At 62.9% G+C, this 12,610-nt stretch carries 12 protein-coding genes; 8 read left to right on the top strand and 4 right to left on the bottom strand.

Annotated features, from left to right (window positions below; genetic code table 11):
- Positions 1 to 27 precede the first annotated feature (27 nt).
- Both ACH107_RS01750 and ACH107_RS01755 read right to left on the bottom strand, forming a co-directional pair.
- Positions 28 to 1,899, bottom strand: coding sequence for a beta strand repeat-containing protein (locus ACH107_RS01750; protein WP_412504381.1), 1,872 nt, complete (start codon positions 1,897 to 1,899; stop codon positions 28 to 30).
- A 98-nt stretch (positions 1,900 to 1,997) separates the two neighbouring features.
- Positions 1,998 to 3,605: a hypothetical protein gene (locus tag ACH107_RS01755; protein WP_412504382.1), complete on the bottom strand. Its 1,608-nt coding sequence runs from the start codon at positions 3,603 to 3,605 to the stop codon at positions 1,998 to 2,000.
- Positions 3,606 to 4,301: 696 nt separating this feature from the next.
- Here ACH107_RS01755 and ACH107_RS01760 point away from each other — a divergent pair.
- From ACH107_RS01760 to ACH107_RS01785, 6 genes are all read left to right on the top strand, one after another.
- Positions 4,302 to 4,778 carry a curli assembly protein CsgF gene (locus ACH107_RS01760; RefSeq protein WP_412504383.1) on the top strand — a complete coding sequence of 159 codons (477 nt, stop codon included), beginning with the start codon at positions 4,302 to 4,304 and terminating at the stop codon, positions 4,776 to 4,778.
- 84 nt (positions 4,779 to 4,862) lie between these two features.
- Positions 4,863 to 5,894, top strand: coding sequence for a CsgG/HfaB family protein (locus ACH107_RS01765; RefSeq protein ID WP_412504384.1), 1,032 nt, complete (start codon positions 4,863 to 4,865; stop codon positions 5,892 to 5,894).
- A 139-nt stretch (positions 5,895 to 6,033) separates the two neighbouring features.
- The gene (locus ACH107_RS01770; RefSeq protein WP_412504385.1) at positions 6,034 to 6,507 is read left to right on the top strand and encodes a hypothetical protein; all 474 of its coding nucleotides are present in this window, start codon (positions 6,034 to 6,036) and stop codon (positions 6,505 to 6,507) included.
- Positions 6,508 to 6,550: 43 nt separating this feature from the next.
- Positions 6,551 to 7,279: a hypothetical protein gene (locus ACH107_RS01775; protein ID WP_412504386.1), complete on the top strand. Its 729-nt coding sequence runs from the start codon at positions 6,551 to 6,553 to the stop codon at positions 7,277 to 7,279.
- Between the two features lie 16 nt (positions 7,280 to 7,295).
- Entirely contained in the window at positions 7,296 to 7,694 is a 399-nt protein-coding gene (gene csgH / locus ACH107_RS01780; RefSeq protein WP_412504387.1) for a curli-like amyloid fiber formation chaperone CsgH, read from the top strand.
- A gap of 20 nt (positions 7,695 to 7,714) precedes the next feature.
- Positions 7,715 to 8,476 (top strand): AprI/Inh family metalloprotease inhibitor, encoded by a 762-nt coding sequence (locus tag ACH107_RS01785; protein ID WP_412504388.1) that lies wholly within the window; start codon positions 7,715 to 7,717, stop codon positions 8,474 to 8,476.
- Between the two features lie 64 nt (positions 8,477 to 8,540).
- Here the strand turns inward: ACH107_RS01785 and ACH107_RS01790 are convergent, their stop codons facing one another.
- Together ACH107_RS01790 and hemN are read right to left on the bottom strand one after the other, a co-directional pair.
- The gene (locus ACH107_RS01790; RefSeq protein ID WP_412504389.1) at positions 8,541 to 9,485 is read right to left on the bottom strand and encodes an endonuclease/exonuclease/phosphatase family protein; all 945 of its coding nucleotides are present in this window, start codon (positions 9,483 to 9,485) and stop codon (positions 8,541 to 8,543) included.
- Between the two features lie 15 nt (positions 9,486 to 9,500).
- Positions 9,501 to 10,856, bottom strand: coding sequence for an oxygen-independent coproporphyrinogen III oxidase (hemN, locus tag ACH107_RS01795; protein WP_412504390.1), 1,356 nt, complete (start codon positions 10,854 to 10,856; stop codon positions 9,501 to 9,503).
- A 69-nt stretch (positions 10,857 to 10,925) separates the two neighbouring features.
- Here hemN and fnrL point away from each other — a divergent pair, with 69 nt between their 5' ends.
- Positions 10,926 to 11,672 (top strand): transcriptional regulator FnrL, encoded by a 747-nt coding sequence (fnrL, locus tag ACH107_RS01800; protein WP_412504391.1) that lies wholly within the window; start codon positions 10,926 to 10,928, stop codon positions 11,670 to 11,672.
- Positions 11,673 to 11,807: 135 nt separating this feature from the next.
- Positions 11,808 to 12,575, top strand: coding sequence for an FCD domain-containing protein (locus tag ACH107_RS01805; protein WP_412504392.1), 768 nt, complete (start codon positions 11,808 to 11,810; stop codon positions 12,573 to 12,575).
- The last annotated feature ends 35 nt before the right edge of the window (positions 12,576 to 12,610 follow it).

Genomic DNA, 12,610 nt, shown 5'->3' on the forward strand with positions numbered 1-12,610 from the left:
ACCGCCCCGGGGAATTTCAAACCCGGCTTACTGGGTCACGCCGAGGTTGTTGAAGCTGCCGGTCTGGGTGAAGGTGGTCGAGCTGCCGTTGCCCAGCTGGGCGACAACGGCCTGATTGCCATTTCCGCTGATCGTCCCGTCGATGCTGTTGGTGCTGCCCTGTTGCAGCATCGCAAACCTGTTCTGGTCGCCGTCAACGTCGAGAAGAAGGTCGTTGTCGTCACCGCGCTGGAACAGGTCACCCTTGTCCAGGGCCATGGTGTTGGCCGCCAGCGCATCCCCCGAGAACGCGGGCAAGGACGTGGCGTTGTTGCGGTTACCTGTCACCGACACGTCCATGAGGTTGCCGCCGCCGTCCTGCGCCAGTTGCAGACGGTTGAATTCGCCGGTCATCGACGCGTCGAGGGTGTTGCTGCCGGCCCCGGTGACGCGCGCTGTCGCCACGTTGCGGAAGCCATCCTGCGTCAGCGTTGTGACGTTGTTGCCGGCACCGCTGACATCGACGAATCCGTCGTTCTGACTGCCGGTCTGGTCAACGAGGGTGGTATTGGAGCCACCGCCTTGAACATTGGCCTCGCCGAAATTGAAGTCACCGCTCTGCATCACCGTGGCAACGTTATTGCCAGCGCCGTTGATACCGACGTCGCCTTGGTTTAGCTGACCGGTCTGGTCGATCAGCGTCACGTTGTCGCCGTCGCCAAGGACATCAGCAATGCCAGAGTTGAGCTGACCGTCCTGTGCCACGTTGGTCGTGTTGCCGTCACCGCTGACAAAGATAAAGCTATCGTTGGCATCGCCGGTCTGCTTCGCCAGCGAATCGTTGTCGTCACCCGACACATCCGTCTCGGCGAAGTTGCCATCGCCGGTCTGGTTGAAGCCGGTGCTGTTGCGGTCGCCAGTCACGCTCGACAGAAAGATCCTGTTAAAGTCCCCGAACTGGCCGACCCCGACCGAGTTGTCATTGCCAGTCACCTCAATTCCGAGCGCGAGGTTGCCCTCGCTCTGCTGCGACACGCCGTATGCGTTGCGGTCACCGATCAGGGTGAGATCCGTGCTGTTGCCGATGCCGTTCTGCAGAACCTGCGATTCGATCGCACCACTGGCCCCGGAGAAATCATCGGTGAGCGGCAGAACGTCCCACAGGCTGCTTGCATTCACGCCGTTGAAATTGCCCGTGATCGTGACGGTCGCGTCGTTCTCCGATCCGACCTGCTGAAGCACATCGAGCATGTTTGTGCGCCCGCCGGTCTGCAGCACAGTCGCATTGTTGTCGAACCCGCTCTGGCTGGCCGTGTTCACCTTGTTCGTCGGTCCGGCCTGCGTGATCGTCATCTCGTTCGCCGCGGCACCTGGGGCGCCGGTGAATTCCTGTTCGGCCGTCCCGATCTTGTTGCTGTTTCCGCTCAGCTGTTCCAGCGTCAACGTGTTCATCAGCGAGGGCGATGCAACGGCGCTGCTTTGATCGACCGTGCCGATGCCGCCGAAGTTCGACATCTGCCGGATCGTCGCACTGTTCGAGGTGCCGGCAAGCCCGTCGGGCGCGGTCTGAAGCACGGTTGCCGTCTGGTTGCGACGGCCGTCCTGGATGGCATCCAGCACGTTTCGCGACCCTGTCTGCGTCACTTCGCCGGCAGCCACATTCGTGCGGCCGAAATTGTTCTGGTTGCCAGCGCTGCCGTCATTGCGCTGGATGAGGGTGATGGCGTTGTCATCACCGTCCTGCGTCATCGGCTGGCCCGGCCGGCCAGCGCGGTTCTTGACGCCCACGGTCTGGTCGATGGAAGCGGTATTTCCAGCGCCATCCTGATTCAGGAGAGCCTCGTTGTCATCTGCGACTGCCGCCGTCATCGACAGGCCGAGCGCGGTGGTGGAGGTGAGAAGAAGTCTGGAGATTTTCATGAAAATGTCCTCGAAAGAGCCGACAAGGAACGGGTGCCCGGCTCTGAGCCGGGCACCCGAAGGATCATGAATGAATGATCGTCGCGATCATCAGGCGATTATTGCATGATACCGACGTTGTTGCCGCTGCCAGTCTGGCTGAAGCTGGCAGAGTTGAAGCTGCCGATCTGACCGACGACCGCTTGGTTGTAGCTGCCGTTCGAGATAGAGCCGACAATGGTATTTGCTGTTCCCTCTTGGTACATCGCGAAGCTGCTCTTGTCGGCATTTACGCCGGTCAGGGTCAGCAAGGTCGGAGTGTTGCTGGAATTGCCCCGCTGGATCAGATCGCCTTGACGGAAGCTTGCAGCAACAGGATCCCCGTTGGCGCGCACGAAGTCGCGGGCGATCAGTGCACTCCCGCTAAGCGCGTTGGCGGTGGGGAAATTGTTATTGTCGTCGCCCTGGAAGTCGACGTCCATCTCATGACGGCGCCCAGCCTGGTTGGCGTTGAGGTAGTTGTCGTTCCCGGTCACCTTGAGAGACGCCTCGTTGCTGGTCCCGCTCACTTCGAGATAGGTCGTGTTCCGGTCGCCGTCCTGACCGATCAGGGAGTTGTTCCGGCGGCCGTCGACATCCGCCGAGGCAAAGTTGTCGTCACCGTCCTGGTTGAAGCCGATGCTGTTTTCGTCGCCATCAACGACGGCCAGATCGATTTCGTTGCGATTGCCGTACTGCCCAACACCGATCGAGTTATCGTCGCCGGTCACCATCATGTTGACGGCAAGGTTGTCGTCGCCCATCTGCAGGGTGCCATAGGCGTTGCTGTTACCCGTGATCATCAGGTCGACATTGTTGCCGTTTCCGAACTGATCGAGAGCGCCAGCCATGGCACCACTTTCGCCGGATGCGCCCGGATAGATCCTTGACGTCAGGCTGGTCGGCACACGGGTCGCGCTCGACGTGGTCAGCGGATCAATCCCGTTGTCCATCCCGCTGATATCGGCATTGGTGGTGTTGGAATCGCCGATCTGCTGCGCCTGACGGACCTCGTTGTTCGTGCCGCTCTGCGTCAGGTTCATCGAGTTATTCTTGCCGTCTTGGTTCAGGCTTGAATAGGCGGGCGACGCGGAAGGCGCACCAACGATGTTGTTGGCCGGCGCGATCCGGTTGTTGGTCCCCGACTGATCAATGGTCAGCGAGTTGCCGTTGCCATTCTGGCGCAGGCGACCGCCGGCCACGAGGTCGTTGCCGTCCTGAGTGATCGACATGGTGTTCGGTGTGCTGCCGCCCGAGAGCGTCTGGCGCACTTCCTTGGTCCGGTTGTTATCACCGTCCTGCATCAGGTCCAGCTGGTTCGACAGGCTGGAAGCCGCACCGCCCCGTTGGATCATGTAGGTGAAGTTGTTTCCGTCACCGTCCTGTGTGACGTTGGCGGAGTTCTGGTTGCCATCCTGAACGAAGGCATCGCCAGTGCCGATGCTGTTCGAATCGCCGATCTGCGTGAAGTCCAGATCGTTGTCGTCGCCGTCCTGGTTGATTTCCGAGTTCGGGTTCGACCCGCCATGCACGCCGGCGGTGCTGTTGGTCGCTGCCGATTGATCGATAATGGCCGAGTTATCGGCGCCATCCTGATTCAGGAGGGCCTCGTTGTTATCCGCAACCGCCGCCGTCATCGACAGGCCAAGTGCGGTTGTGGAGGTGAGAAGAAGTTTGGAGAGTTTCATGACAATGTCCTCGTCACTTGGGTGAAAAATATATTTCCGTGCCACCGTCCGGGCTAAGCGGATAGCGGCGTCGTCAACTGCTCGATACCGCGGGTTTTCCCCGCTTTCTGACTGTGCCGGTCGAGGGCCGGCTGCCCGCCACCCCGACGGTTAAGATTCGTTGACGCTTCGAAATCGAATGGATGTGAGCAGCCCGGATCGGGGCTCGGTTTTGCTGTCTTCGTGGTCATACCGACCCCCACTTGGTTAAAAAGGCATCATCCATTGATGAATCAGCGCAACGAAAGTGTGTTAACGATACTTAACGTGCCGCATGACTGACAACAGTTTTTCGCGATTGCGCCCAAGTTTCGCCGCTTTTCAACCTTGGGTTGCCGGGCGGCCTCGTGTTTGTCGACGCAAAAACAACAAGTCGTCCTTTGGGTTGTTATTGTTGCCAAAAATGCACACTTGAGATTCGCCTGCGCGTCGAATTCGGGCGCAATTGGGGCAGCAATCTGGCGGCGCCTTCGGGATGGCGGCGGGCCCGCCATCTGCCATGGCCTTTCGCGGCGCTCGGTGTTGTGCGTGGGCAACACCGAGCGCGTGATATAACGCCGCATCGCACGCGGACACATATTTGCCAGCATTTGCTGCTAGTAAGCTGGAAATTCATCCGGTTCTGCATCATGGTGAATGTGAATCACGGGGGTATTCATGCGTTACAAAAGGTCTTTCTTACCGGTCATGGCCATCGCTCTCGGGCTCGCCGGCGGGTCCGCGTCCGCGGGGGACCTGACCTTCCAGTTCATCAATCCCAGTTTCGGCGGCAACCCGGGAAACAGCGGGCACCTGCTGTCGATCGCCAACGCGCAACGCGAGGCGACGGCGTCGGACGCCGATGACGGCGACGGCGTGCTTGGGACGGGGGACGACACCGGGGATGATGCCCGCAACAGCCGCGCCGACCTGTTCGTCCGGCAGTTGGAGGGACGGCTTCTCTCCGCCCTGTCCGCCGAGGTGACTGACGCGATCTTCGGCGAAGACCCGCAGGATCAGGGAACGGTCGAGTTCGGCGATACCACGATCACCTTCGAACGCACCCCCGAGGCCATCACGCTGGACATCATCGACCTGCTGGATGGCACCTCGACGACGATCTCGGTGCCGCAGCTGGTCACCTCCGGTGGTTGATCCGCGTCAACTGCGTCACCCGCGCGCGTTGCGCGGGTCCGGGCGCCACCAAGGGAATGGAACATATTGGAACGAGTGCTTCGCATGACATCGCGTATTTCAAGAATTCTTCTCGCACTGGCAGCCGTGGCCGTCATCGGCGGTTGCGTGCGTAGCGAACAGCTTTACGAGGGAACACATGTCGCCAGCGTCGGGAACCTCACGGCGCAGAACAGGTCCTTGCGCGAAATCGCGCCCCCCGCGCAGCGCCAGATCGTTGCCGTTTACGACTTCCCCGACCTGACCGGCCAGTACAAGGAACGTGACAGGGTGCAGAGCCTCTCGCGCGCCGTGACACAGGCCGGCGCGCCCCTGCTCATCAAGGCGTTGCAGGACGCGTCCAACGGGCGCTGGTTCTCGGTGCTGGACCGCTCCAGCCTCGAAGCCGTCGTGCAGGAGCGCCAGATCATCGAACGGATGCGTCAGCAGTACCGCGGCGAACAGAACGTCAATCCCGCCGTGCTCGGGCCGCTGATGCATGCGGGAATCATCATCACCGGCGGTGTCGTGGGCTACGACACGAACATGAATACCGGCGGTGTCGGGGCGCGGTATCTCGGTATCGGTGCAAACCGCGAATGGAAATACGACGTGGTCAGCGTCAATATCCGGGCCGTGTCCACCGAGACCGGCGAGGTGCTGGCGAACGTCGTCGCGCGCAAGCCGATCGCGTCGATCAAGGATCAGGGCGACGTCTTCCGCTACATCGAGCTGGACAAGCTGCTCGAAGCCGAAGCCGGCTACAGCACCAACGAACCGCGCCAGATCGCGGTGCAGCAATCGGTTGAGAAGGCGGTGATGGGCTTGATCGCCGAGGGGGCAATGCGCAACATCTGGAGCTTCGACAGCGAGGAGGCCGAGCGCAAGTTCATTTCCGGCTACCGGCAGGAGCTGTTCAACGGAGAGGTCCCGCCCTCGGCCCGCGCCGCCGCGGCGCGCCCGGCCACGCGCAAGGCGGCCGCCATTCCGCAAACGCGCCCCGTCAAGCGCGCCGAAGATATACGCACGCGCCGGAACAGGCCCAAGGCAGAGCCCGATCCGCCGCCGCCGCCGAGGCAGGACGAGGTCCTGGGGTAAAGCCGGACGGCACCGAAAGACGCGAAAGGCGGCCCCGAAATAGGCCGCCTTTTTCGTATTTTCGCACCCGCATGCCAAAATTTGGGCAGAATTCCCTGATTGTATGTCCCTACAGGCGACGATCAAACGGGGAAGATCAATGGTGCGCAACACGCGGCAGTTTTCACGCGGATTCTGGGTGACGCTTTTCGTGGCATCGGCCGGCCTTGGCGGCGCGGCCGGCGCGGAGGACAATCCGAACATTCTCGACCGGACCGGGGCCCCGTCGGAAAACCGGCTGATGATCGACCAGTCCGCGGACGGGGGTCATACGGCCCGCCTGCACCTTGGGGCCGAGCAGGCGGTCCTTCCCGGTGCGAACTGGGCACGGAGAACCCCGTCGTTGCTCGAACCGGGCCGAATCGCGCAAACCGGCAGCGCGCACATCCTGACCGCCAGCATCACGGGCGAGGCCAATCAGCTCGCGGTCCTGCAGACCGGGCAGGCCCACCGGGCCACCATCTTGTCCGACGGGACGGCCAACATGGTCAGCATCGCGCAGACCGGTCACGGCAACAGCGCCGGCGTTTCGCAGGCCGGCACGCGAAATTCGGTGGTCATGATCCAGAACTGATGTTATCCTTCCTTAATATGGAGGGATTGCCATGAGACCTTACGTGAAAAACATTTTGTCAGCATCACTCACTGCCGCCCTGTCTCTTGGCGCCGGCGGCGCTGCTGTCGCCGGTAGCGGCAACAACGCGTTCGTGATACAAGAGACGCCCCCGAACGTATCGGATGGCAACTCGTTGAGCATCGACCAATCGGGCGCAAGCAATTCGTCCGTCGCGGGCGTGTCCCGGAACAGTGTCGATCCCAACGATGCAACGAATATCATCTCGCTTGCTCCGGCGCCGGACGAGACGCAGTTTCTCAGCATCGAGGATCCGTTGATTTCCTTCGATCCGAACGGTGCCGCCACGCAGAGCGGGATCGGCAATTCGGCCAGTATTGTCGCGGGCAGCGATACGCAAGTCGGGATGTTTCAGTCCGGGGATTACAACGATGGATCGATCGACGCGGGGTCCGGTCAGGTCCTGCTGTATCAGGAGGGAAACAACAATTCCGGCACCTTGTCCACGGCTGGCGGCGCGTCACGCGCCTCGCTCCTGCAGGAAGGCAACAACAACGTGGGCACTGTCGCTGTCGTCGGTACCGATGCCGAGGGCCTGTTGACGCAGGTCGGCGACGGCAACAACACGTCCCTTGACGTCACCACGGCGGGCGCATCGGTTTCCTTCACCGTCGAAGGCAACAACACCAGCACCTCGTTGCCGGCAAGCGTCGTCTCGACGTCCGGTGGCGGCCAGGTCACGATCATACAGCGGCCGTTGGGATCACAGTGACAATCCGGGCAGCGACATGGGACACCAGAACCTGCGCCGGTACCTGAGGTCGGTTCTTGCGTCGGCGGGATGTGCGCTGATGGCGGCGGCGCCCACCTTCGCCGGGGACATCTCCGCCACAGGGTCCCTGAACGTCGTGCCGACTGACGGCGGCTACCGGATCACCGCGTCGCTCGACGGTCGCGGCAGCGGGACAATAGAGGCGAAGATGACGGTGCTGAAACAGGATGGCAACGGGCGTGTCCAGACGCAGCAATCCCGCCGCATCCGCACGCGCAAGGGCCAGAGCGACGAGGTCGCCACGAGCACCGTTTCATTGGCGGACGAGGGGACGCTGAAGGTCACATTGGTCTTGTCCGAGGGCGACCGCACCGTTTATCGTGAAAGTCACGAAGTCACCCGCGAAATTCCATAACAAGAGAGAAATCCACGTAAATGAACGTCGGTTTAAGAAATGCTGTTCTTTCAGCGCTGGCCCTTCCGTTTTTCGCGCAGGGCGCGCTCGCGCAGACCGAAGAGGAACTGCGCCAAGCCTTCTCGGGTGCCTGGTTCGCATTCGAGGACTCCTACAGCGACGGCAACGGCCCGTGCCGGATATACCTGAGCAACGAGAGCGTGTCGGACGATGGAACCCTCCTTCTCAAGGGGGCCACCGAGGGCTGCGCCGCGCCGCTGACCGAAGAGATCTCGTGGCGTGTCGAGTCTGGCAAGATATTGCTGGAAACGTCGTCGGGTCAGCAGGTGGCGGCGCTTGGCGGGAACCCGCAGCGCCTGTCAGGTGACTACGTGCGCCCGCCGAATGCTCTGGTGCTCGAACGCCAAAGCGGCAGCGGCGCCAAGGCCGACCTGACGGCGGCCATCAAGTTGCACGGCTGCTATTACCTGGGGTTCACGCAGGATTGTGCCGAGCCGTCGGCGACAGAGGCGCCCGCATTCGAGGATGGCCTCGCCCGGATCAAGGTGCTGGTGAACCTCAATGCGCGCAGCCAGCCCCGTCGCGATGCGCAGGTCATCGGAACGATCCCGGCGGAGTCCGAGGTCACGGTCAATGCCTGCCTCACCACGTCCGACGGAATTTGGTGCCGGGCCCAGTTCAACGAGGCCAACGGCTGGATGGCCAAGTCCGCGATGCGCGCGGGGGAATGGCCGGTGATCACCTTCGTGAACGCGCCGATGGCCGAACAAACCGACGACTGAGCGCGAACGCCGGTGACCGGCGCCTCGCGCCGGCACCCGCGAAATCCCGCTTGGGCGGTGACCTTCATGCGCGGTCGTGCGTCGGGGCACCTAGCCCCGGAAACTCGATGACAAGTGCGGCGTGGTCGCTGGCATGGGGCCGGTGGCGCCCCGTCTGCGGCAGGTGTATGCCGGTATGGCGCCTTGCCTCCAGCCCCAGCCCTTCGCGGTGCACATCCGGCCGGCTGTCGGGAAAGGCGGCAGCGAGGGCCGGGCTGGCCAGCATGTCATCGGGCCGTCCATACCCCCCCGACCACGCATCGTAATACGTCCACCGCTCTTGCCCGGGCAGACGGTCCAGCAAGCTGACCGAAAATGGCGGCAATACGGGTGACACGGCGCGCTGTTCCGTCTGCCGGGCCGGATCGTTGAGATCGCCGAGGATCATCCACAGGCCGCGCGCCGGATCGTCGAACCGCCGTTCGATCAGTCGGCGCACCGCCAGAGCCTCGAGATGGCGAACGGGCCACGCCGCCGCGGCGTCGGGGTAGGGCGCCTTGAAATGCACGATCACCAGCATGAGCGCGCCGATATCCACCACGAGGCAATCGCGCCGAAAGACGGGCGTTTCCGCGGCATGTCCCGCCGGTGCGGTCAACCCCAGATCCCCCGGACGCAGTTTCGCGTGGCTCCTGATGTCCGCCGGGCGAACGCGGCTGAGCAGGGCAAGGTCCAGCCCCCGCCCGTCGTTGCCCGGCAGGCAGATGCGATGGGTATAGGCGGCGATCCCTGTGGGCAGCAGGTACGTATCGTGGAAAAGCTCCAGCGTGGCCCGGTCGAACACTTCTTGCAGCGCGATCACATCGGCGTCGAGCGCGGCGATCACCCGCGCCGTCAATTCGCGGTCGCGTTGATCGAGCCGGGGCGCCGCGCTTTCGCCGGTATCCCTGTCGCGGGCCCCGTCAAGACGGGGGCCGCCCGCACCGTGCCGCAGCCGCAGGTTCTGCAGGTTGAAACTGGCGATGCGCACCGCCCCGCGCCGGGCTTAGATGGCTGAACTGTGACCGGCCTCGTCCATCTCGTAGGCATCGAGGCTGCGGGCGATCATCCGGGCGAGGGGTCGTGCCTCGGGCGGAATGAAAAGGCCGCTGTCATCGACCCGCACCAACCCCGCGAATGCGGCCGAAACGCCATCGAACATGCCGCGCAGGGCGCGGTGCGAAATGCCGAAGCGGGCGGTGATTTCGGCGGAGTCGATCCGGAAATCGCACATCAAGGCCTCGATCATCCGGCTGCGCATCCGGTCGTCACCCGAAAAGACGTGGCCGCGCGTGGTCGAGAACCGCCCCTGCCGGATCGCGCCGGTATGCGCGCCCGTCGCGGGGGCGTTCTGCGCGTAACCCTGCGGGAACCGCGATATCGACGACGCGCCGACCCCGATCAATACATCCGCCGTGTCGTCGGTATATCCTTGAAAGTTGCGCCGCAGCGTACCGGCGTCGCGGGCGACGGTCAGCCCATCCTTTGGGGTGGCGAAATGATCGATGCCGATTTCCGTGTAATTGTCCCAGCGGAAAAGGCGGCGCGCCGTTTCGAAAAGGTCCAGACGTTCCTCGGGTGTCGGCAGGCTGTCCGACGGGATGAGCTGCTGGCGCTTGGCCATCCACGGAACATGCGCATACCCGTAAAGCGCGACACGATCCGGGTCGAGCGACAGCAGCTTCTGCACGCTCTCCGTGATACGGGCCGGCGTCTGGTGCGGCAGGCCGTACAGGATGTCGGCATTGAGGCTGCGGATTCCGCGCGCCCGGATCTCCTGCACGGCATCGCGGGTCACGTCGTAGCCCTGGATGCGCCCGATGCTTTGCTGGATCGCATCGTCGAAATCCTGCACGCCGATTGAGGCGCGGTTCATGCCCGCCGCCGCCAGCACGTCCAGCCGGGCGCCGTCGATCTCGTTCGGATCGATTTCCACGGAAAATTCGGTTTTCTCGGAAAACGGGACGACCTGCTTGATAACCTCCGCCAGCTCTTGCATCATATCGGGAGAAAGGAGGGTTGGCGTTCCACCGCCCCAGTGCAGCCTTGACAAGCGCACACCTTCGGGCAAATGACGCGCAAGCATCGCCATCTCGGCCTTCAAGGTCTCGAGATAGGCCCGTACGGGGGCATCGCTCTGCGTTCCCTGCGTGCGGCATGCGCAGAACCAGCACAGCCGACGGCAGAAGGGTACATGCACATACAATGAGATCTCCGCAGCCGGGGGGATCGACTCGATCCAGCCCGCGAAATCCGAGGCGCCCACGTTGTTCGAGAAATGAGGGGCCGTCGGGTAGCTCGTGTAGCGGGGCACCTTTGCGTCAAAGAGCCCCAGCCGTTTCATTTGTGCTTTGGTCATCATGTCATCCATGTAAGACGCGCGCTGCGGCGAAATCCTTGACCCAGATCAAGAAAGCAAAAAGTGAGTGCGATGTTGAAGGAAGAAACGAATTCGATACCGCGCGAATGCGGCGATTGTCCCATCAGGCACCGGGCCGTCTGCGCGCGCTGCGAGGCGGACGAGCTCGAGCGTCTGGACCAGATAAAATACTACCGCAATTTCGAGGCCGGCCAGACTGTCATCTGGTCGGGTGATCCGATGGATTTCGTGGGGTCCGTCGTATCGGGGATCGCGACCCTGACCCAGACGATGGAAGACGGGCGCACCCAGATGGTGGGGCTTTTGCTGCCCAGTGATTTCGTCGGTCGGCCCGGCCGCGACGCGGCCGCCTATAACGTCGTGGCGACCTCCGACGTGGTGATGTGTTGTTTCCGGCGCAAACCGTTCGAGGACATGATGCTGCGCACGCCCCACATCGCGCAGCGGCTTCTCGAGATGACGCTTGATGAACTCGACGCGGCCCGCGAATGGATGCTGGTTCTGGGCCGCAAGACAGCCCGGGAGAAGATCGCGTCACTGCTTTCCATCATCGCGCGCCGTGATGCCTCGCTCAAGATGCAGGGAATCAAGGGCAGGATCGTGTTCGATCTTCCCCTCACGCGAGAGGCGATGGCGGATTACCTTGGCCTGACCCTGGAAACCGTCAGCCGCCAGATGTCCGTCCTCAGGAAGGAGGGCGTGATCGAACTCGAAGGCAAGCGGCACGTGACCGTGCCGGATTTCGAGAAATTGTTGCAAGAGGCGGGTGATGACAGCGACGGGGGCATGCTGGCCTGACGCGGGAACCGGCCCGCATGACGGCCCGGTTGCGTCCGGCGCAGGGCCAGCATGGCCGACGGCGTTCGAAACCTCTTGTTGGTGCGGGGCGTGCGGCCTTATAACCACGTCGGTCTGAGGAACGGAAGCCGCGACATGCCCTATCAGAAAGTCACCCCGGAGAAGCTCTCGTCGGCCGTCACCCGGCAGATCGAGAAACTTGTCCTTCGCGGCATCCTGAGGCCCGGGGAACGCCTCCCGCCCGAGCGCGACCTCGCCGACAAGCTCGGCGTGTCCCGGCCGTCGCTGCGCGAATCGATTTCGGAGTTGCAGGAAAAGGGGTTGCTGGCCACGCGGGCGGGCTCGGGAATTTACGTGGCGGACGTGCTCGGCAACGCGTTCTCACCGGCGCTTGTCCGCCTGTTCGCGGATCACGACGAGGCCGTTTTCGATTACATCGCGTTCCGCCGTGACCTCGAGGGGCTGGCGGCGGAGCGTGCCGCGCGGTTGGCCTCGGACACCGACCTGCGCGTGATCCAGACGGTGTTCGACAAGATGCAGGCGGCCCATGACAAGACAGGGCCCAAGGACGAGGCCCGCCTCGACGCCGAATTTCACATGGCCATCATCGAGGCCAGCCACAACGTCGTGATGCTGCACATGATGCGGTCGATGTTTCAGCTTCTGCGCGAAGGCGTGTTTTACAACCGGCAGGTCATGTTCAAACAGCGCACCACGCGCGGCGCCCTGCTTGACCAGCATCGCGCCATCAATACCGCGTTGCAGGCACGTGATCCCGACGCCGCGCGCCGCGCCGTGATTGCCCATCTCGATTACGTGGAACAGGCCCTGGCCAACCAGCAGAAAGCCGACCGTCACGAGTCGATCGCGCGCCAACGGTTCGAACACGAACGCTCTCGCTGACGCGCATGACATGCGGCGCGGTGCAACGCACGCCG

The organism is Roseovarius halophilus (ex Wu et al. 2025), from assembly GCF_047086965.1.

Coding starts and splice junctions, on each gene's coding strand:
- ACH107_RS01750 (WP_412504381.1), bottom strand. CDS start 1,899: ATGAAAATCTCCAGACTTCTTCTCACCTCCACCACCGCGCTCGGCCTG.
- ACH107_RS01755 (WP_412504382.1), bottom strand. CDS start 3,605: ATGAAACTCTCCAAACTTCTTCTCACCTCCACAACCGCACTTGGCCTG.
- ACH107_RS01760 (WP_412504383.1), top strand. CDS start 4,302: ATGCGTTACAAAAGGTCTTTCTTACCGGTCATGGCCATCGCTCTCGGG.
- ACH107_RS01765 (WP_412504384.1), top strand. CDS start 4,863: ATGACATCGCGTATTTCAAGAATTCTTCTCGCACTGGCAGCCGTGGCC.
- ACH107_RS01770 (WP_412504385.1), top strand. CDS start 6,034: ATGGTGCGCAACACGCGGCAGTTTTCACGCGGATTCTGGGTGACGCTT.
- csgH (WP_412504387.1), top strand. CDS start 7,296: ATGGGACACCAGAACCTGCGCCGGTACCTGAGGTCGGTTCTTGCGTCG.
- ACH107_RS01785 (WP_412504388.1), top strand. CDS start 7,715: ATGAACGTCGGTTTAAGAAATGCTGTTCTTTCAGCGCTGGCCCTTCCG.
- hemN (WP_412504390.1), bottom strand. CDS start 10,856: ATGATGACCAAAGCACAAATGAAACGGCTGGGGCTCTTTGACGCAAAG.
- fnrL (WP_412504391.1), top strand. CDS start 10,926: ATGTTGAAGGAAGAAACGAATTCGATACCGCGCGAATGCGGCGATTGT.
- ACH107_RS01805 (WP_412504392.1), top strand. CDS start 11,808: ATGCCCTATCAGAAAGTCACCCCGGAGAAGCTCTCGTCGGCCGTCACC.